14 protein-coding genes are annotated in these 20153 nt (G+C 55.3%); 6 read left to right on the top strand and 8 right to left on the bottom strand.

Going from position 1 to position 20153, the window contains the following annotated elements:
* Window positions 1–5: 5 nt before the first annotated feature.
* The 6 genes from dmsA to lrp all read right to left on the bottom strand — a co-directional run bounded on the left by dmsA (window position 6) and on the right by lrp (window position 10426).
* Window positions 6–2450, bottom strand: coding sequence for a dimethylsulfoxide reductase subunit A (dmsA, locus tag AAHF05_RS07225; protein WP_129325303.1), 2445 nt, complete (start codon window positions 2448–2450; stop codon window positions 6–8).
* A gap of 210 nt (window positions 2451–2660) precedes the next feature.
* The gene (gene serS / locus AAHF05_RS07220) at window positions 2661–3953 is read right to left on the bottom strand and encodes a serine--tRNA ligase (protein ID WP_028019255.1); all 1293 of its coding nucleotides are present in this window, start codon (window positions 3951–3953) and stop codon (window positions 2661–2663) included.
* A 92-nt stretch (window positions 3954–4045) separates the two neighbouring features.
* Window positions 4046–5389 carry a replication-associated recombination protein RarA gene (gene rarA, locus AAHF05_RS07215; protein WP_129325301.1) on the bottom strand — a complete coding sequence of 448 codons (1344 nt, stop codon included), beginning with the start codon at window positions 5387–5389 and terminating at the stop codon, window positions 4046–4048.
* 9 nt (window positions 5390–5398) lie between these two features.
* Complete coding sequence (gene lolA / locus AAHF05_RS07210) at window positions 5399–6013, bottom strand: outer membrane lipoprotein chaperone LolA (protein ID WP_108090351.1); 615 nt, start codon at window positions 6011–6013, stop codon at window positions 5399–5401.
* A 129-nt stretch (window positions 6014–6142) separates the two neighbouring features.
* Window positions 6143–9796, bottom strand: a complete 3654-nt coding sequence (locus tag AAHF05_RS07205) for a DNA translocase FtsK 4TM domain-containing protein (RefSeq protein WP_129325299.1) — start codon at window positions 9794–9796, stop codon at window positions 6143–6145.
* A 135-nt stretch (window positions 9797–9931) separates the two neighbouring features.
* On the bottom strand, window positions 9932–10426 hold the full coding sequence (lrp, locus tag AAHF05_RS07200) for a leucine-responsive transcriptional regulator Lrp (RefSeq protein ID WP_000228469.1): 495 nt from the start codon (window positions 10424–10426) through the stop codon (window positions 9932–9934).
* A gap of 544 nt (window positions 10427–10970) precedes the next feature.
* Between lrp and trxB the strand changes: the two genes are divergently transcribed.
* The 5 genes from trxB to infA all read left to right on the top strand — a co-directional run bounded on the left by trxB (window position 10971) and on the right by infA (window position 16795).
* Window positions 10971–11939: a thioredoxin-disulfide reductase gene (gene trxB / locus AAHF05_RS07195; protein ID WP_049005462.1), complete on the top strand. Its 969-nt coding sequence runs from the start codon at window positions 10971–10973 to the stop codon at window positions 11937–11939.
* Window positions 11940–12053: 114 nt separating this feature from the next.
* On the top strand, window positions 12054–13820 hold the full coding sequence (gene cydD, locus AAHF05_RS07190) for a cysteine/glutathione ABC transporter permease/ATP-binding protein CydD (protein ID WP_129325295.1): 1767 nt from the start codon (window positions 12054–12056) through the stop codon (window positions 13818–13820).
* Window positions 13820–15541: a cysteine/glutathione ABC transporter ATP-binding protein/permease CydC gene (gene cydC / locus AAHF05_RS07185; RefSeq protein WP_129325294.1), complete on the top strand. Its 1722-nt coding sequence runs from the start codon at window positions 13820–13822 to the stop codon at window positions 15539–15541. The genes cydD and cydC overlap by 1 nt, the downstream gene beginning before the upstream one ends.
* 46 nt (window positions 15542–15587) lie before the next feature.
* Window positions 15588–16292 (top strand): leucyl/phenylalanyl-tRNA--protein transferase, encoded by a 705-nt coding sequence (gene aat / locus AAHF05_RS07180; protein WP_129325292.1) that lies wholly within the window; start codon window positions 15588–15590, stop codon window positions 16290–16292.
* A 284-nt stretch (window positions 16293–16576) separates the two neighbouring features.
* The gene (gene infA / locus AAHF05_RS07175) at window positions 16577–16795 is read left to right on the top strand and encodes a translation initiation factor IF-1 (RefSeq protein ID WP_002211347.1); all 219 of its coding nucleotides are present in this window, start codon (window positions 16577–16579) and stop codon (window positions 16793–16795) included.
* Between the two features lie 207 nt (window positions 16796–17002).
* Here the strand turns inward: infA and clpA are convergent, their stop codons facing one another.
* Window positions 17003–19282, bottom strand: a complete 2280-nt coding sequence (gene clpA, locus AAHF05_RS07170; RefSeq protein WP_014069560.1) for an ATP-dependent Clp protease ATP-binding subunit ClpA — start codon at window positions 19280–19282, stop codon at window positions 17003–17005.
* 27 nt (window positions 19283–19309) lie between these two features.
* Complete coding sequence (clpS, locus tag AAHF05_RS07165; protein WP_006174393.1) at window positions 19310–19630, bottom strand: ATP-dependent Clp protease adapter ClpS; 321 nt, start codon at window positions 19628–19630, stop codon at window positions 19310–19312.
* Between the two features lie 267 nt (window positions 19631–19897).
* On the opposite strand from clpS, the gene cspD reads away from it, so the two are divergent.
* Window positions 19898–20119, top strand: coding sequence for a cold shock-like protein CspD (gene cspD / locus AAHF05_RS07160; RefSeq protein ID WP_008499993.1), 222 nt, complete (start codon window positions 19898–19900; stop codon window positions 20117–20119).
* Window positions 20120–20153 lie beyond the last annotated feature (34 nt).

Below are 20153 nucleotides of genomic sequence, written 5' to 3'. Positions count from 1 at the left end.
ACTCCTTAAACCTTTTCAACCTGAACAAGGTTTGTGTGAGATGGGTTACCTTTCGCCAGTGGCGATGGGCGCTGTGTAGTCAGTACGTTAATACTGCCTGCCTGGTCGATGCGGTTGGCATCCGGGTTATACCAGGCCCCTTCCCCCAGCGCGACAACGCCAGGCATCATGCGCGGTGTAACCTTGGCTTCGATATGTACCTCACCACGCCCGTTGAAAATGCGTACGCGATCGCCATTGTTGATGCCACGCGCTTTGGCATCCATCGGGTTGATCCACATCTCCTGACGGCAGGCGGCTTTCAGTACGTCGACGTTACCGTACGTGGAGTGAACTCGCGCTTTGTAGTGGAAACCGGTCAGCTGCAGCGGGAATTTCGCCGTCAGCGGATCGTTGTAGTTCTCAAAACCTGGCGTGTAGATCGGCAGCGGATCGATAACGTCCCCTTCCGGCAGCTCCCAGGTCGACGCGATTTTTGCCAGCTCTTCGGAGTAGATTTCGATTTTGCCCGACGCCGTGGTCAGCGGGTTCGCCTGCGGATCTTCACGGAACGCTTTGTACGCCACGTGGTGCCCTTCCGGATCGCGCTGTTTGTACATACCCTGCTTGCGGAAGGTATCGAAATCCGGCAGGTCAGGGACCGCCTTACGGGAAAGTTCATGCAGATGACGCATCCACCCTTCCTGAGTACGCCCCTCAGTAAACTGCTGCTCAACGCCAAGACGTTTCGCCAGCTCAGAGGTCATCTCATAGATGGTTTTGCACTCAAAGCGAGGTTTGATGGCCTGATCGGTGAAGATCACATAGGACATGTTGCCGCAGGAGGCGTCCAGCGCGAAATCCATCTGCTCAGATGCAGTACAGTCCGGCAGCAGGATATCGGCATATTTTGCCGAGGAGGTCATGTGGCAGTCGATGACCACTATCATCTCGCACTTCTTGTCATCCTGCAGGATTTCGTGGGTACGGTTAATTTCAGAATGCTGGTTGATCAGACAGTTGCCGGCATAGTTCCAGATCATCTTGATCGGCACATCCAGCTTGTCCTTGCCGCGCACACCGTCGCGCAAAGCGGTCATTTCCGGACCACGCTCGATCGCATCGGTCCACATAAACATCGAGATGCTGGTCTGAACCGGGTTATCCAGCGTCGGCATACGTTCAAACGGTACTTCATACGAGCCTTCACGCGCGCCGGTGTTACCGCCTTGAATACCAACGTTGCCGGTCAGGATGGAGAGCATAGAGATGGCGCGGGTCGCGATTTCACCGTTTGCATGACGTTGCGGGCCCCAGCCCTGGCTGATATAGGCCGGTTTGGCTGAGCCAATCTCACGAGCCAGTTGGACGATGCGTTCGACCGGAATACCGGTGATGGTGGACGCCCACTCTGGCGTTTTCGCCACGCCATCGCTGCCCTGGCCAAGAATGTACGCTTTGTAATGCCCGTTTGCCGGCGCGCTGGCTGGCAGGGTTTTCTCGTCGTAACCAACGCAATATTTATCCAGGAAAGGCTGATCGACGAGGTTTTCGGTGATCATCACCCACGCCAGCGCTGAGACCAGCGCCGCATCGGTACCCGGACGGATTGGGATCCACTCATCTTCTCGCCCGGCACCGGTATCTGTATAGCGCGGATCGATGATGATCATGCGGGCATTGGACTTAGCGCGAGCCTGTTCGAGGTAATATGTCACCCCGCCACCGCTCATGCGGGTTTCACCCGGGTTGTTACCGAACAGCACAACCAGTTTGCTGTTTTCGATATCAGACGGGCTGTTACCGTCTGCCCAGCCACCGTAGGTGTAGTTCAGGCCGGCGGCAATCTGCGCCGACGAGTAGTCGCCGTAATGATTGAGATATCCGCCGCAGCAGTTCATCAGGCGCGCCACCAGTGTTTTACCCGGTGGCCAGGAACGGGTCATGGTGCCACCGAGCGTTCCAGTACCGTAGTTCAGGTAGATGGATTCGTTGCCATACTCTTTGATCAAACGCTGCATGTTGGTGACGATGATATCGTAGGCTTCATCCCAGCTAATGCGCTCGAACTTCCCTTCCCCACGTTTGCCGACGCGCTTCATGGGGTACTTCAGACGGTCCGGATTATACACACGACGACGCATGGAACGGCCACGCAGACAAGCGCGTACCTGATGTAATCCTTCGTAGTTATCGTCCCCGGTATTGTCGGTTTCAACATATTTAATTTCGCCATCCACCACATGCATACGCAGTGGACAACGACTACCACAGTTTACGGTACAGGCGCTCCACACCACTTTTTCCGGAGCTGTCGCCGGGGACAATGCATCTGCCGCCGACGCCAGCCGGGTAAAAGGAAGCGTGAGGGCGCTACTGGCCATAGCCAGGCCGCCTATTGCCGTGGTTTTCATCAACCCACGGCGAGTGACCTCAGCTGCCATTAATGCTTCAGGCGCGTTGATTTTCATAGAGACTCACTTGGTTGCTCACAAAGAAAAGAGAGGCGGCACATACCGCTATATAGTTTTATATATAACGAAACTCTTCGTTATCAGTCTTTTATGCTAACTTTCATTCGGAGGAGTATTACTACTTTAGAGGGAGGGGGTATTGCGTAGTATCAATTCAGAGGCATAAAAAAAGCGCCCGAAGGCGCTTTTTTGTTGTGAGGCAAAGAATTAGCCGATGTACTGCTGGCCTTTCATGTATGGGCGCAGTACTTCAGGGATCTCGATACGACCATCTGCCTGCTGATAGTTTTCCAGCACGGCAACCAGCGTACGGCCGACAGCCAGACCAGAGCCGTTCAGGGTATGAACCAGACGGGTTTTCTTGTCAGTTTTGCTGCGGCAACGTGCCTGCATGCGACGCGCCTGGAAATCCCAGACGTTAGAGCAGGAGGAGATCTCACGGTAGGTGTTCTGCGCAGGCACCCACACTTCCAGATCGAAGGTTTTGCAGGCGCCAAAGCCCATATCACCGGTGCACAGGGCCATACGACGGTACGGAAGACCCAGCAGCTCCAGCACTTTCTCAGCGTGGCCGGTCATCTCTTCCAGCGCGTCCATGGATTCTTCAGGACGGACGATCTGCACCATCTCAACTTTGTCGAACTGGTGCATACGAATCAGACCGCGCGTGTCGCGACCGTAAGATCCTGCTTCAGAACGGAAGCACGGAGAGTGTGCCGTCAGCTTAATTGGCAGGTCGTCTTCGTCGATGATCTCATCGCGCACGAGGTTAGTCAGCGGCACTTCAGCGGTTGGGATCAGCGCGTAGTTGCTGCTGTCCGCTTCCTCGTCCAGCGGACGGGTATGGAACAAATCGCCGGCAAATTTCGGCAGCTGGCCCGTACCGTACAGCGTATCGTGGTTGACCAGATACGGTACGTAGGTTTCGCTGTAGCCGTGCTGCTCAGTGTGCAAGTCCAGCATGAACTGCGCAAGCGCGCGGTGCAGATGGGCAATCTGGCCTTTCATCACCACGAAGCGAGAACCGGTCAGCTTAACCGCTGCCGCAAAGTCCAGGCCCGCGTGCATTTCGCCCAGCGTCACGTGATCGCGCACTTCGAAGTCGAACTCGCGAGGCGTACCCCAACGTTTCACTTCAACGTTGTCGTTTTCATCTTTGCCGACAGGCACGCTGTCGTCAGGAATATTCGGGATAGCCAGGGCAATATCACGAATTTCGGTCTGAAGAACATCCAGCTCAGCTTTCGCCTGATCCAGCTCTTCACCCAGTTTGTTCACTTCCAGGCGTAATGGCTCAATATCTTCCCCGCGCGCTTTCGCCTGGCCAATGGATTTCGATCGAGAGTTACGCTCTGCCTGCAGATTTTCAGTTTGTACCTGCAGAACTTTACGACGCTCTTCAAGAGCGCGCAGCTTATCTACATCCAGCTTAAAGCCCCGGCGTGCCAGTTTTTCAGCGACTGCGTCTGGCTCGTTACGCAGCAGATTGGGATCGAGCATGCTTATCCTGTGCTTATCGAATTAAAATAGGAAAATGTGACCACAGCCTGCGGTCACAGGGATACATTGCCAACATTACCGCAACGATAGCGCTAACGGTAGCGTTTTATAGGGCTATTTTGATCCTGTCCGGCGAGCCAGGTGAGCTTTTCACCAATCTTGCCTTCAAGACCTCTGTTTGTGGGGTGATAATAGCGCGTTTGTGCCATCTCTTGCGGGAAATATTCCTCTCCGGCAGCGTAGGCGTTGGGTTCATCATGGGCGTAACGGTACTCCTGACCATACCCCATCTCTTTCATCAGTTTGGTCGGTGCATTACGCAGATGAACCGGCACATCGTAGTCCGGACGTTCACGCGCATCAGACATTGCCGCTTTAAAGGCGGTATAGACCGCATTGCTTTTCGGCGCACAGGCCAGATAGACAATCGCCTGCGCAATGGCGCGCTCCCCTTCAGCGGGACCGACGCGGGTAAAACAGTCCCATGCTGAGAGCGCCACCTGCATAGCCCGTGGATCAGCATTGCCGACATCTTCCGAGGCAATAGCCAGGCAACGTCGTGCAACATACAGCGGATCGCCACCGGCAGTGATAATGCGTGCGTACCAGTAAAGTGCCGCATCCGGCGCGCTGCCTCGCACGGACTTATGCAGCGCCGAGATCAGATCGTAAAAACGGTCGCCCTTGTTATCGAAACGCGCGCTACGTTCACCGGCAATCTCGGTGAGCAGCTCCGGTTTAAGCACTCTCTTGCCGGAGTCATCAATTTCGGCCATATCGGCCATCATCTCCAGCGTATTCAGTGCCCGACGCGCATCACCGTTGACCAACTCAGCAATCGCACGACGCGTCTCGTCAGGTAAAACGATATCCTGCCCACCGTAGCCGCGTGCTTTGTCGTCCATTGCCTGGGTGAGAACCTTTTCGATATCCTCGGTAGTCAGCGATTTGAGCAGGTAAACGCGCGCACGCGAAAGCAGCGCCGAGTTCAGTTCAAACGATGGGTTTTCAGTGGTTGCACCGATGAAGAAAATCGTGCCGTCTTCAATATGCAGCAGGAAAGCATCCTGCTGGCTCTTATTGAAGCGGTGGACTTCGTCCACAAAGAGGATGGTACGCCGCCCGGCATTGCGGTTCTGCCGCGCACGCTCGATCGCCTCGCGGATCTCTTTCACGCCGGAGGTGACCGCCGAAAGACGTTCAACGTCCGCATTGGCATAGCGGGCGATAACTTCTGCAAGCGTGGTCTTTCCGGTGCCAGGGGGGCCCCAGAGGATCATGGAGTGAAGATGCCCGGCCTCAATGGCGCGCGGCAATGGCTTACCGGCAGCCAGCAGATGCTGCTGGCCGATGTACTGCGCTAAATTTTCTGGCCGCATACGAGCGGCCAGAGGTTGAAACGCGTTATCTGAAAAATCGAGCGACAGATTGCCCACTCACGCCTCTTACTTATTGCGTTGGTCGTCCACCGTTACGCCCTTCGGCGGGGTAAAGGTGAATTTCGATGCATCCACGGCGCCGTTCTGCTGAGACTTAAGCTGGTAGCTGCTGCGCTGATCGTCCTGCTCAACCGCGCCGAACTGATTAATGGTTCCGTTGGTGCTTACGTTAATGGTGAACTGCTTCAGGTTGCCGTTGCTGCCTTTCGGCGTCAGGATAAACTCGTCACCCGTCTGTTTGATATTGTACTGCTGCCAGTCGCTGGACTGGTTGCGGGCAATCAGCATAAACGGCGTATTGCTGGTGGCATCTTTCAGCCAGGTCGCCGTTGCCTGCTCAACGAACGGGTTGAAGAACCATAAGGTTTTACCGTCAGACACCAGGATGCTCTCATCCGGCTGGGTCATGTGCCAGTTAAACAGATTGGGGCGCTTTACCCACAAATCGCCCTGGCCTTCCTGCACCGCGTTGCCGCTGCCGTCAGTCACTTTTTGCGTGAAGCTGGCGTGGAAGCTGCTCACTTTATCCAGTCGGCTTTTAAGGTCGCTGGCTGCATCAGCCCAGACGCTGCTGGCGACAAAACTGGTCAGTAATGCACAGGCGATGGCGATTTTTTTCATTGTTATTCCTTAAAATACGTCTTCCCGAAATGGGGTTTCCGTCTTCTATTCTGGACCTGCCCGAAGGCAGGCGACAGAAGAAAATGCTTAATTTTTTGCTGATTTACCCTTCTTTGCAATCGCTGAAGGTTAGTCAAACGGCGGCGGAGCCAGCACCTCGCGGTTACCGTTATGCCCCTGCTCGCTCACGATGCCCTGCGCTTCCATCTGCTCGATGATACGCGCTGCGCGGTTATAGCCGATGCGGAACTGACGCTGAACGCCAGAGATGGACGCTTTGCGTTTTTCGGTAACGAAGTTAACCGCCTGATCAAATAATGGATCCAGCTCTTCTCCACCGTCAAAACCGCCACCGCCGCCTTCGCTTTCTACATCGCTGGTAATACCGTCAACATACTGCGGACGACCACGCGCTTTCCAGTCCTGCACCACGGCGTGAACTTCCTCATCGCGGACAAACGCGCCGTGGACACGCACCGGAGAGGTGGAGTTCGGGCCGGAATAGAGCATGTCACCCATACCCAGCAGCGACTCTGCGCCACCCTGATCAAGAATGGTACGGGAGTCAATTTTACTTGATACCGTAAACGCAATACGCGTCGGAATGTTCGCTTTAATAAGACCAGTGATAACGTCCACTGAAGGACGCTGGGTCGCGAGCACAAGGTGAATACCGGCCGCACGCGCTTTCTGCGCCAGACGGGCAATCAACTCTTCCACTTTCTTACCGACGGTCATCATCAGGTCAGCGAACTCATCCACCAGAACGACGATATAAGGCAGTTTTTCCAGCACCGGATGCTGGGCATCCATGCTGTCACCCGGCTTCCAGTAAGGATCCGGGATCGGACGTCCCATGCGCACAGCCTGGGCAATTTTCTCGTTATAACCGGCCAGGTTTCGCACGCCCAGCGCAGACATCAGCTTGTAGCGGCGTTCCATCTCATTGACGCTCCAGCGCAGGGCATTGGCGGCGTCTTTCATGTCGGTGACCACTTCGGTCAGCAGATGCGGAATGCCTTCGTAGACCGACAGTTCGAGCATTTTCGGGTCGATCATGATGAAACGCACGTCTTCCGGCTGCGCTTTATAAAGCATGCTGAGGATCATGGCGTTCACGCCGACGGACTTACCGGAACCGGTGGTACCCGCTACAAGCAGGTGAGGCATTTTGGCGAGATCAGCCACCACCGGATCGCCCGCGATATCTTTACCCAGCACCACGGTCAGCGGGGATGGGTTATCGCGGAATTTGGTGTTATCCAGCACTTCGCGCAGGTAAACGGTTTGACGTTTTTTGTTCGGCAGCTCAAGGCCAACGTAAGGTTTGCCGGGAATCACTTCCACCACACGTACCGCAACGGTCGACAGCGAACGCGCCAGGTCGCGGGACAGGTTCGAAATACGTGCGGCTTTAACACCCGGCGCCAGATTCAGTTCAAAACGGGTAATAACCGGGCCAGGAGAGTAGTTCACCACGTCCGCCTTGATACGGAAGTCGGCCAGACGAGCTTCCACCAGACGCGCCATCTGCTCCAGCGCAAACGTATCGACCGGCTCAACTTCAGACGGCGGCGGCGTTAACAGGTCCAGCGACGGTAACGGCGTACTTGGACGTTGCAATGGACGGCTGTCACCATTACGCATCAGCAGCGGGTGAATCAGGCTTTCCTGCGCCTGAGGCGCAGGTTGCTGGAATTGCGGAGGCTGTTGCGCCTGTTGCGGCTGCGTATAAGCCTGCGGAGCTGGCTGCTGGCGCACTGGCTCGGCTTCCGGCATCACGCTCGGGGTAAATAAAGGCTCGCTCGGACCATCATCCACCAGATCCTTCATTGGCGAGAATTCAAAATCAGACAGCGAGAACGGGTTCGCACCAGCAGGTTGTTCACCGGAATAGCGTTGCTGCTGCGTTGCGGCAAACTGGCGCGCTAATTCGGCTTCCGCCGCGTCATCTTCATCTTCCAGAATCGGTTCATCGTGCTGGTATTCCTCACCGTAACGTTGATTCTGTTGCGCTGCGAACTGGCGGGCCAGCTCGTCCTGCTGCATTTCATCGGCGTCATCTTCGTAGTCTGGTTCACGCGCTTTTTCTTCGGCCATACGCTGGGAAGGCAGCTTGATACCGTAAGAAGCAAGCTCACGACGAGTGGGAACGCGGACGCGGTTAGGACGAGGCAATTGTGGGCCAATACCCTCTTTCACCTGAGGACGTGGTGTCCCACCGGTTGCCAGACTGAAGACAGGTGCAGCCACGGCCGCCGCCGCAGTTGCCTGCTTAACGCTTTCCGTAACAGGAGCAACAGCAGGTGTTGGGTCAACCGACGGAACAGAGAAAGAAGGTGCTTTGGTAACCGGCTCCTGCACCGGTTCAGGCACAGGCTGATACCAGGCTGCCAGCTGCTCGCGTTCACGAGCACGACGCTCTTCAACCTCTTCAAAATAATACATTGGTGGACGAGAGGGTTTCACCTCTTCCACCACTTCAGGTTCAGGCTGTGGCGCTACATAAGGCTGCACAGATTCGACCGGCTCAGGCACATACTCCTGATACGGCTGGGCCACAGGCTGTTCATATTGCTGCGGTTCATATTCAGGTTGCGGCGGCTGATAAGGCTCCTGCCACTGCTCCTGATGCACAGGGATATAGCTTTCCGGTTCAGGGGCGATAACGGGCTCCGGTGTGTGAACACCGGGTGCTGTCTGCCAGTCAACCTGAGGCTGCTGAATAACGGATTCCGGCGGCGAAACCGGCGCAGATGGCATCACGGCTTCGACAGGTGCAGCATACGCCTGCGCAGCGGTCGTTGCTGCTGCGGCTGCCGCAACCGGCGCGGTAACGGTTTGGCCATTTAGCAGCGGATCGTATTCGTCAAAGTCACCCGGCGTGGCACGGCTCCCGGAGAAAAGCACATCATCAGGATCGACGGCGTTACCTGCTGAGCGATACTCAACCTGCTCGTCTTCATCCATGCGTTTGCCGGAGAAGAGTGCCGCATCGGTTTTACGTCCAAGCGGGTTGGCAAATTTTTCAGCTACGCGCTGGCGACGCGCCAATGCCCCACGCAGGATACGGGCGCGACGGGATTCGCGACGTTGCACAGGCGCTTCATCCTCATCTTCGTCTTCATCTTCATACTCGTCTTCATCCACCCACGTATCGTCACGACGGGTACGGTTGCTGGCGAAGGTCAGAATGGTGAGGATAAAACTGCCGATTTTCTCGGCAATGCTCACCCAGGACCAGCCGGTAAACAACGTCAGCCCGGCAGCCCAGATGCACAGCAGCGCCAGCGTGCCGCCGCTGCTGTGGAGCATCGGTTGCAGTGCAGAACTCAACAAACTGCCGATCACTCCGCCAGAGGCAAAGTACCAGATATCATCGGCATTAATGGCCGCCAGACCGCATGAGGTCAGGATCAGTGCCAGCGCGCCGATCAGGCGCAGCGAAACCGCGAAATAGTCGATGTAATCATCGTTCTGACGATGACGCCACGCAAACCAGCATCCGCCAATGATAATGACGGGAAGGGTGTAGGCCATCACACCGAAAATGAAAAACAGCGTGTCCGCAAGCCAGGCACCGGGGACACCGCCTAAATTATGGATAGGCTCATGCCATGCAGTTTGTGACCAGCTGGGATCTGAGGGGTTGAAACTGAGTAAGGCTGCCATCAGCCAGACGGCAAAAAGGGCAATAACAATCAGCAAAGCCTCGAGGAGACGACGTCCGCTGCTTAGCTTCGATAGTGTGACTTCTTTGTCTTCAGTGTATTCCTGGCTCAAGAAAGGCTCTCCAGGTATCAGGCATATCCTGCCTGTTTGCTAAAACGGACAACAGCGCCGGGACTCCCCGGCACTGTTGCTGTATGGATTAACAGGAGTGTAATCAAACTACGCTGATTTTGCACCTGTTCCGTGTTAGCGCGTCTTAATAACCAGACGATTGCTCTGTTTGACCTCTTCCATCACCACATAAGTACGGGTGTCGTTCACGCCCGGCAGACGCAGCAGGGTCTCACCCAGCAGCTTACGGTAGGCGGACATATCCGGCACACGGGTTTTCAACAGGTAGTCGAAATCACCGGACACCAGGTGACACTCTTGAATTTCTTCAAGTTTTTGTACAGCAGCGTTAAATTGCTCAAACACATCCGGCGCACCACGATTCAGAGTAATCTCAACAAATACCAGAAGTGAGGCATCCAGATAATGCGGGTTCAGCAGAGCAGTATAGCCCTGAATGAAACCCTGTCTTTCCAGTCGGCGCACACGCTCAAGGCATGGCGTCGGGGAAAGTCCCACACGTTTTGAAAGCTCGACGTTGGAAATACGCCCATCCTTTTGCAATTCATTAAGAATGTTACGATCGATACGGTCGAGATCTTTGCCAGGGCGCTTCTTGCTATCTACCATTATTATTGTCTCTCTGTATTCCTTCCCTACTCCTGCCTGGACCCTGTGCACATCACTGTTCAGAGCCTGTACCCGTTAGTCATCACATCGCCTGGTTTTGTATTAGACGCGATGCGGATTCGGGTTCTGTTGGTAAGAAGACCGTTGCCCGAAGGCAGTCACCGACATCACGTATGGCGTCTGTCCACGCCATGCGTAGATTTCACTGACCCGGTAAAAATGGCATTTACGTGCATGCCTATGCGGCACACGGTTAACGCGGTTTTTTTTCTTCCTTGAATGTTTTCGCAAAAGCGCAGGGGATTGTCAAAGCAAAACATCGTTTTTTAGTACAACATGCCGGATATTCATTACGGCAGGGTATGAATCCTCATTTTATTGCCTTACAAACGACCGTTTTTCAAGGGAAAGCGCGATGTTATCGCGCGCCATTCATCGTCAGCGGCTATTACACAGATTGATATCAAAATTGCTGCGCTCTTTTTTTACGGCAACAAATTCCCTACAATCCAGCCAAATGTCTGCCAACAACAATGGGGATCTCATGGGCACGGCTAAACACAGTAAGCTGCTAATCCTTGGTTCTGGACCTGCGGGATATACCGCGGCGGTCTATGCTGCACGCGCTAACCTGCAACCGGTGTTAATTACCGGCATGGAAAAAGGCGGTCAGCTGACCACCACCACCGAAGTGGAAAACTGGCCAGGCGACCCGCACGACCTGACCGGGCCGCTGCTGATGGAGCGTATGCACGAGCATGCCGCTAAATTCGAAACCGAAATTCTGTTCGACCACATCAATAAGGTCGATCTGCAGAACCGTCCGTTCCGCCTGACGGGTGACAGCGGCGAATACACCTGTGACGCGCTGATCATCGCCACCGGTGCCTCTGCCCGTTACCTCGGTCTGCCATCCGAAGAAGCGTTCAAAGGCCGCGGCGTTTCTGCATGCGCTACCTGCGACGGTTTCTTCTACCGCAATCAGAAAGTCGCGGTCATTGGCGGTGGTAACACCGCAGTGGAAGAAGCGCTCTACCTGGCGAACATTGCCTCTGAGGTGCATCTGATCCACCGTCGCGACACCTTCCGCGCAGAAAAAATCCTGATCAAACGTCTGATGGATAAAGTGGCAAGCGGCAACATCGTGCTGCATACCAACCGCACCCTGGAAGAGGTGACGGGCGATCAGATGGGCGTTGCGGGTCTGCGTATCCGTGATACCCAGAACACCGATAATGTTGAAACGCTGGAAGTGGCGGGTCTGTTTGTGGCTATCGGCCACAGCCCGAACACCGCGATCTTTGACGGTCAGCTGGAGCTGGAAAACGGCTACATCAAAGTGCAGTCTGGTATTCACGGCAACGCGACCCAGACCAGCATCCCGGGCGTGTTCGCCGCTGGTGACGTGATGGACCATATTTATCGTCAGGCGATTACCTCAGCGGGCACCGGCTGTATGGCCGCGCTGGACGCTGAACGCTACCTCGATGGACTGGCTGAACAAGGTAAATAATCTTTACAAGTCAGTAACAAACGTAAATAAAGGCGGCGATAAGTCGCCTTTATTGTCTCACCGTTGTAACATTGCGCTGCCCAATTTCTAATAACGTCACCTGCAAAGTACGCAATGGAAAAAACCCGTCAACAAGAGTTAACACGCTGGCTGAAACAGCAAAGCGTTCTTTCCCGCCGCTGGCTTACGATCTCCCGTATTCTTGGGTTCGTCAGTGGTCTGTTGATTGTTGCCCAGGCATGGCTGCTGGCCCGCATTCTTAATCATATGATCATGGAGAACATTCCACGCGAAGCGCTCCTGCTGCCCTTTATTGTTCTGATCCTGATTTTTATCCTGCGAGCCTGGGTGGTGTGGCTGCGTGAGCGTGTCGGGTTTCACGCCGGACAGCATATCCGCTACGAGATCCGCCGTCAGGTGCTCGATCGCCTTCAGGAAGCCGGACCTGCGTGGATCCAGGGTAAACCGGCCGGTAGCTGGGCGACGCTGATTCTTGAGCAGATTGACGATATGCACGACTACTATGCGCGCTACCTGCCGCAAATGGCTCTTGCCGTCTTTGTTCCGCTGCTTATTGTGCTCGCCATCTTTCCGGTCAACTGGATGGCCGCGCTGATTCTGATGGGCACCGCCCCGCTGATCCCGCTGTTTATGGCGCTGGTCGGCATGGGGGCTGCGGACGCTAACCGTCGTAACTTCCTGGCATTGGGTCGCTTAAGCGGCCATTTCCTCGACCGTCTTCGCGGCATGGAAACATTGCGCATTTTTGGCCGCGGTGAAGCGGAAACCGAAAACATTCGCCAGGCATCGCAGGACTTCCGTCAGCGCACTATGGAAGTGTTACGCCTCGCCTTCCTGTCCTCAGGCGTACTTGAATTCTTCACCTCGCTGTCGATTGCCCTCGTGGCGGTTTATTTCGGCTTCTCCTACCTCGGCGCGTTGGATTTTGGCCATTACGGTACGGCGGTGACCCTTTCTGCCGGTTTCCTGGCACTGATCCTGGCCCCGGAGTTTTTCCAGCCGCTTCGCGATCTGGGGACCTTCTATCACGCTAAAGCACAGGCGGTTGGCGCGGCCGACAGCCTGAAAACATTCCTGGAAACGCCGCTAGCGCACCCGGAACGGGGTGACATTACGCTGAATGCTAAAGATCCCGTGACTATTGAAGCGCAGGACTTTTCCATTTTGTCACCCGAAGGCAAAGTGCTCGCGGGTCCGCTGAACTTTACCTTACCTGCCGGACAACGCGTAGTGCTCGTCGGCACCAGCGGTTCCGGGAAAAGTTCGCTGCTGAATGCGCTATCCGGTTTTATGGCCTACACAGGTTCACTGCGGATCAACAAAACGGAACTGCGCAACCTCGATCCTGACGCCTGGCGTAAACAGCTCAGTTGGGTAGGCCAAAATCCGCAGCTTCCAGCCTCTACGCTACGTGAAAACGTGCTGCTGGCGCGCCCGGATGCCCGAGAAGACGAGCTGCAATCTGTCCTTGACCGCGCATGGGTCAGCGAATTTCTGCCGCAACTCCCGCAGGGAGTGGATACCGTTGTCGGCGACCAGTCCGCCGGGCTGTCGGTCGGGCAGGCGCAGCGTGTGGCCGTTGCCCGCGCGCTGCTCAACCCATGCCAGCTGATGCTGCTGGACGAGCCCGCAGCCAGCCTGGATGCACACAGCGAGCAGCGCGTAATGGATGCTCTGAATGACGCCTCTCTGCAGCAAACCACCCTGATGGTCACCCATCAGCTGGAAGGCATTGCCGACTGGGACCAGATCTGGGTTATGGAGAACGGCCGTATTGTTGAGCAAGGCGATTACGCCTCTCTCGTTACCGCGCAGGGACCGTTTGCCGCCCTGCTGGCGAATCGTCAGGAGGACATCTGATGCGTGCTCTGCTGCCTTATCTTGCGCTCTATAAACGCCACAAATGGATGCTGACACTGGGGATTGTGCTGGCGATTGTGACGCTGCTCGCCAGTATCGGCCTGCTCACCCTTTCCGGCTGGTTCCTGTCGGCCTCTGCCGTTGCGGGCGTTGCCGGGTTGTACAGCTTCAACTATATGCTTCCGGCGGCCGGTGTTCGCGGTACCGCCATCACCCGTACTGCCGGACGCTATTTCGAGCGGCTGGTCAGCCACGACGCCACTTTCCGCGTGCTGCAGCACCTGCGTATCTACACATTCAGCAAACTACTGCCCCTCTCCCCTGCCGGGCTGGCGCGTTTTCGTCAGGGCGAGTTGCTTAACCGCGTGGTGGCGGATGTCGACACGCTGGATCACCTTTACCTGCGCGTGATATCCCCGATCGTGGGCGCGTTTGTGGTGATTGTAGTGGTCACGCTGGGACTGTCCGTTCTGGATGTTCCCGTTGCGCTGACGCTGGGTGGGATCATGTTGCTCACGCTCATTATTTTGCCACCGCTGTTTTACCGCGCCGGGAAATCCACCGGGGAAAACCTGACGCGCCTGCGCGGGGACTACCGTCAGCAACTGACCTCCTGGCTTCAGGGGCAGGCCGAGTTGACCATTTTTGGTGCCAGCAAGCGCTACCGCGCCCGAATGGAAAGTACGGAGCTGAACTGGCATGAAGCCCAGCGCCGCCAGTCGGAACTGACGGCCTTCTCTCAGGCGCTGATGATGTTAATCGGCGGCGTGGCAGTAATCGCTATGCTATGGCTGGCATCCGGTGGTATCGGCGGTAATACGCAGCCAGGTCCTCTGATTGCCCTTTTCGTGTTCTGTGCTCTGGCCGCATTTGAAGCGCTGGCACCGGTGACAGGCGCTTTCCAGCATTTGGGACAGGTAATCGCCTCCGCCCTGCGCATCACCCAGATCGCCGAGCAAGAACCTGAAGTCACATTCAGTGCCGCACAGACCGCGGTGCCAGACAACGTTGCGCTCACGCTTGATAATGTCACTTTCGCTTACGACAAGCAGGCGCAGAACGCACTGGAAGGTGTGAATCTCGCGGTAAACGCGGGCCAGCGCATCGCCATACTCGGCCGTACCGGCTGTGGCAAATCGACGCTGTTACAGTTGCTGACCCGCGCCTGGGACCCGCAGCACGGTCAGATTCGTTTCAATGATACGTTGCTGACAGATTTCAGCGAACAGTCTCTGCGCAAAACTGTCAGTGTGGTTCCGCAGCGCGTGCATCTGTTTAGCGCCACACTGCGCGATAACCTGCTGCTGGCATCACCAGAGGCCTCTGATGATGAACTGAGCGCCATGCTGGAACAGGTTGGACTGCATAAGTTGCTTGAAGATGCAGGGCTAAACAGCTGGCTGGGTGAAGGTGGCCGTCAGCTCTCCGGCGGTGAACTGCGCCGTCTGGCGATTGCCCGCGCGCTGCTGCGCGATGCGCCGCTGATGTTGCTGGACGAACCGACGGAAGGTCTGGACGCCACAACCGAGAGCCAAATCCTTGATTTGCTGGCCAATGTCATGACCGGTAAAACCGTGCTGATGGTCACGCACCGCCTGCGCGGACTGGCGAGTTTTGATCAGATAATTGTGATGGACAACGGACACATTATTGAGCAAGGTAGTCACACAGAACTGTTGGCGAAACAGGGTCGCTACTACCAGTTTAAACAGCGTCTGTAGACTATATTTGTACCGATCCTCACTCGCGTATTGGAGTTCTGCTGTCATGCGCCTGGTCCAGCTTTCTCGTCATAATATTGCGTTCCCTTCTCCGGAGGGGGCGCTACGTGAACCCAATGGGTTGCTGGCTCTTGGTGGCGATCTCAGTCCTGCACGACTATTGATGGCCTACCAGCGAGGTATTTTTCCCTGGTTTTCCCCCGGTGACCCGATTTTATGGTGGTCTCCCGATCCGCGTGCCGTGCTGTGGCCTGCGCAGTTTCACCTGAGCCGCAGTATGAAACGTTTCCATGCAAAATCACCGTATCGGGTGACCCTGAATCACGCCTTTGGTCAGGTGATTGAAGGCTGTGCTGAAGACCGCTATGAAGGGACATGGATAACCCGCGATATCATTACCGCCTACCACCAGCTCCATGAACTGGGTTACGCCCATTCCATCGAGGTGTGGGAAGGTGGTGAGCTCGTCGGCGGTATGTATGGCGTCGCACAAGGGACGCTTTTTTGCGGCGAATCCATGTTCTCCAGAGCAGTTAATGGCTCGAAAACCGCGCTGCTGGTCTTCTGCCAGGCGTTTTCCCAACGCGGCGGACGCCTGATCGATTGTCAGGTACTCAACGAGCATACGGCCTCGCTGGGTGCTGTTGAAATTCCGCGACGCCAGTACATCGAACAACTGGATGCCAGCCGTCAGGAGAAGCTCCCGCGCGACTTCTGGATACCGAGAACGCTCTTTCTGCCCAATGCCTAAATGTTTTCCGCATATTTTTTGTGAGGGTGTTATAATTATGCCGCAGAGTAGCTTCTGCCTGTTGCCCCGCCGCCGTTTGGGACCCTCGCTTCAGATAACGTCCTGACGTTTATCCTGTCGTCTCCCCTTTACGAATGCGCTTCCTGTTCGGTTGTACCGTGACGCTTGGGCAATGCGCCGAAACTGTTTTGCTGCGTTTTAATCGCGCAATTCTTTACTTAATTGATGAATTTCGGCATTATCTTGCCGGTTCAAAACTTGGTAGTGATACCCCAGAGGATTAGATGGCCAAAGAAGACAATATTGAAATGCAGGGTACCGTACTTGATACGTTGCCTAATACCATGTTTCGCGTAGAGCTGGAAAACGGTCACGTGGTAACTGCGCACATCTCCGGTAAAATGCGCAAAAACTACATCCGCATTTTGACGGGCGACAAAGTGACTGTTGAACTGACCCCGTACGACCTGAGCAAAGGCCGCATTGTCTTCCGTAGTCGCTAATTGTTTTCGCCTGTAATGGCAGATGAATATTTAAAAGGTCGGGTTAATCCCGGCCTTTTTTATTTGTGGCATTAATGTGGCTGTGCAGGAAGATGTATTTCAGTGCGGCACGATGCCCTCACCCTGACCCTCTCCCACAGGGAGAGGGAGAAAAGCGGGCACAAAAAAAGCCGGGTTAAAAAACCCGGCTTTTAGATTTAAAACAACTCAGTGAGCCGCTTCAGGCTTGTGTTTCTGCGCACTCTGGAAATCATACGTCAGCTCATTCTTCGCCTGATCCAGCGCCACCGTCACCTGGCCGCCATCCACCAGCGAGCCAAACAGCAGCTCGTTCGCCAGCGGTTTCTTCAGGTTGTCCTGAATCACACGCGCCATCGGACGGGCGCCCATCGCACGGTCGTAGCCTTTCTCGGCCAGCCAGTTGCGGGCCTCCTGGCTTACTTCCAGCGACACGCCTTTCTGATCCAGCTGAACCTGCAACTCGACGATGAACTTGTCTACGACCTGGTGGATCACCTCGGTAGACAGGTGATCGAACCAGATAATGTTGTCCAGACGGTTACGGAACTCCGGCGTGAAGATCTTCTTGATCTCCTCCATCGCATCGGTACTGTTATCCTGGTGGATCAGGCCGATAGATTTACGCTCGGTTTCACGTACCCCGGCGTTGGTGGTCATCACCAGCACCACGTTGCGGAAGTCCGCCTTGCGCCCGTTGTTGTCGGTCAGCGTCCCGTTGTCCATCACCTGCAGCAGAATGTTGAACACGTCCGGGTGCGCTTTCTCGATTTCATCAAGCAGCAGGACCGCGTGCGGATGCTTGATCACCGCGTCGGTGAGCAGGCCGCCCTGGTCAAAGCCCACATAGCCCGGAGGCGCACCAATCAAACGGCTGACAGTGTGACGCTCCATATACTCGGACATATCAAAGCGCAGCAGCTCAATGCCCAGCGCTTTGGAGAGCTGTACCGTCACCTCGGTTTTCCCCACGCCGGTTGGGCCAGCAAAGAGGAAGGAACCGACAGGCTTGTGATCATGACCCAGTCCGGCACGGGCCATTTTGATAGCCTCAGTTAAGGCCTCAATGGCTTTATCCTGACCAAAGACCAGCATTTTCAGGCGATTGCCGAGCGTACGCAGCGTGTCGCGGTCGCTCTGAGAAACGCTCTTCTCAGGGATACGCGCGATACGAGCCACCACGGACTCAATATCCGCCACGTTAACGGTTTTCTTACGCTTGCTGGCCGGCATCAGGCGCGCACGCGCCCCTGCCTCATCAATTACGTCAATCGCCTTATCCGGCAAATGACGGTCGTTGATGTATTTCACCGCCAGCTCCACCGCCGCACGTACCGCTTTCGCGGTGTAACGCACGTCGTGGTGCGCTTCGTACTTCGGCTTCAGGCCATTGATGATCTGCACCGTCTCCTCGACGGACGGTTCGGTCACGTCGATTTTCTGGAAGCGGCGCGCCAGCGCACGGTCTTTCTCAAAGATGTTGCTGAACTCCTGGTAGGTGGTGGAGCCAATCACGCGGATCTTGCCGCTGGAGAGCAGCGGTTTGATCAGGTTCGCGGCATCCACCTGGCCACCGGAGGCCGCACCTGCACCGATGATGGTATGGATTTCATCAATAAACAAAATGCTGTTGGTGTCCTGCTCCAGCTGTTTTAACAGCGCCTTAAAGCGTTTTTCAAAATCACCGCGGTATTTGGTGCCCGCCAGCAGCGAGCCGATATCCAGCGAGTAGATGGTGCAATCGGCAATCACTTCCGGCACGTCGCCCTGCACAATGCGCCAGGCAAGCCCTTCGGCAATCGCGGTTTTACCCACGCCAGATTCCCCCACCAGCAGCGGGTTGTTCTTGCGGCGACGGCACAGCACCTGGATCGCGCGCTCCAGCTCTTTATCGCGACCAATCAGCGGGTCGATACCGCCAACGCGAGCAAGCTGGTTAAGGTTGGTGGTGAAGTTTTCCATACGATCCTCCCCGCCTGCTTGCTCTTCATTGTTATTGACCTGATTGCTGGAATCCGATGCCTGGTTAGGCTCGTCTTTGCGCGTTCCGTGAGAAATAAAGTTAACCACGTCGAGGCGGCTGACTTCGTGTTTGCGCAGCAGGTAGGCAGCCTGTGACTCCTGCTCGCTGAAGATGGCGACTAAGACGTTTGCGCCAGTCACTTCGCTACGTCCGGAAGACTGGACGTGGAAAACCGCGCGCTGCAATACACGCTGGAAGCTGAGCGTCGGCTGCGTGTCGCGCTCTTCTTCACTGGCTGGCAGCACCGGTGTGGTTTGTTCGATGAAGGCTTCGAGTTCCTGACGTAGCGCCACCAGATCCACGGAGCAGGCTTCCAGCGCTTCGCGGGCAGATGGGTTGCTAAGCAGTGCGAGCAGTAAATGCTCGACGGTCATAAACTCATGTCGGTGCTCACGCGCTCTGGCGAAAGCCATGTTTAAACTGAGTTCCAGTTCTTGATTGAGCATAGGCACCTCCCCCAATTTTATGCCTTATCAGGCCTTTTCCAGCGTACACAGCAACGGATGCTCGTTCTCCCTCGCATAGTCGTTCACCATCGCCACTTTGGTTTCCGCGACTTCAGCAGTAAAGATGCCGCAGATCGCTTTGCCACGATAATGAACGGTAAGCATCAGTTGCGTTGCACGTTCTACATCATAAGAAAAGAACTTTTGTAGCACGTCAATAACAAATTCCATCGGCGTGTAATCATCGTTCATTAACATAACTTTATACATAGATGGCGGTTTTAGCGCGTCGCGCACTTTGTCTTCCGCCAGCTGGTCAAAATCCAGCCAATCGTTGGTCTTACCCATTATGCATAACCACTTTGAATCTACCTCAGATGTTAGATAACAATCATCTATTACTGTCATCCGCGATGTCTGTCACAAACTGTTGCAATAGCGTTAACTGCTTCAAACTTTGGTTGATTATTGTCCCATCTCCAGCCCCAAACGCTTGACGACTTCTTTCGTTTCTCTAAATTGTACAAGCGTGAGATGGCGAGGTTTTGAACAGCCCCCACTCCACCACCGGTTCATTCCATCTTAATTTATAAGATTTACGAAGGATGTCGAAGCATGGAAATGGGTACTGTTAAGTGGTTCAACAACGCCAAAGGGTTTGGATTCATCTGCCCCGAAGGCGGCGGAGAGGATATCTTCGCTCACTATTCCACCATTCAGATGGATGGTTACAGAACGCTCAAAGCCGGGCAGTCCGTCCGGTTCGATGTACACCAGGGACCAAAAGGCAATCATGCAAGCCTTATCGTACCCATTGAAGCAGAGACGGTTGCATAGCTCTCTGTTTTATTGTGTACATCCCGCAGTCAAA

The organism is Enterobacter adelaidei (assembly GCF_041937165.1).
Taxonomy (GTDB): domain Bacteria; phylum Pseudomonadota; class Gammaproteobacteria; order Enterobacterales; family Enterobacteriaceae; genus Enterobacter; species Enterobacter adelaidei.
Note: the sequence above shows the minus strand (reverse complement) of the source record. Positions and strands in the feature narration are given on the sequence as shown.

What these genes read in the sequence shown, in the direction of transcription:
- dmsA (WP_129325303.1), bottom strand. Translation starts at nt 2,450, where the DNA reads ATGAAAATCAACGCGCCTGAAGCATTAATGGCAGCTGAGGTCACTCGC.
- serS (WP_028019255.1), bottom strand. Translation starts at nt 3,953, where the DNA reads ATGCTCGATCCCAATCTGCTGCGTAACGAGCCAGACGCAGTCGCTGAA.
- lolA (WP_108090351.1), bottom strand. Translation starts at nt 6,013, where the DNA reads ATGAAAAAAATCGCCATCGCCTGTGCATTACTGACCAGTTTTGTCGCC.
- lrp (WP_000228469.1), bottom strand. Translation starts at nt 10,426, where the DNA reads ATGGTAGATAGCAAGAAGCGCCCTGGCAAAGATCTCGACCGTATCGAT.
- trxB (WP_049005462.1), top strand. Translation starts at nt 10,971, where the DNA reads ATGGGCACGGCTAAACACAGTAAGCTGCTAATCCTTGGTTCTGGACCT.
- cydD (WP_129325295.1), top strand. Translation starts at nt 12,054, where the DNA reads ATGGAAAAAACCCGTCAACAAGAGTTAACACGCTGGCTGAAACAGCAA.
- cydC (WP_129325294.1), top strand. Translation starts at nt 13,820, where the DNA reads ATGCGTGCTCTGCTGCCTTATCTTGCGCTCTATAAACGCCACAAATGG.
- aat (WP_129325292.1), top strand. Translation starts at nt 15,588, where the DNA reads ATGCGCCTGGTCCAGCTTTCTCGTCATAATATTGCGTTCCCTTCTCCG.
- infA (WP_002211347.1), top strand. Translation starts at nt 16,577, where the DNA reads ATGGCCAAAGAAGACAATATTGAAATGCAGGGTACCGTACTTGATACG.
- clpA (WP_014069560.1), bottom strand. Translation starts at nt 19,282, where the DNA reads ATGCTCAATCAAGAACTGGAACTCAGTTTAAACATGGCTTTCGCCAGA.
- clpS (WP_006174393.1), bottom strand. Translation starts at nt 19,630, where the DNA reads ATGGGTAAGACCAACGATTGGCTGGATTTTGACCAGCTGGCGGAAGAC.
- cspD (WP_008499993.1), top strand. Translation starts at nt 19,898, where the DNA reads ATGGAAATGGGTACTGTTAAGTGGTTCAACAACGCCAAAGGGTTTGGA.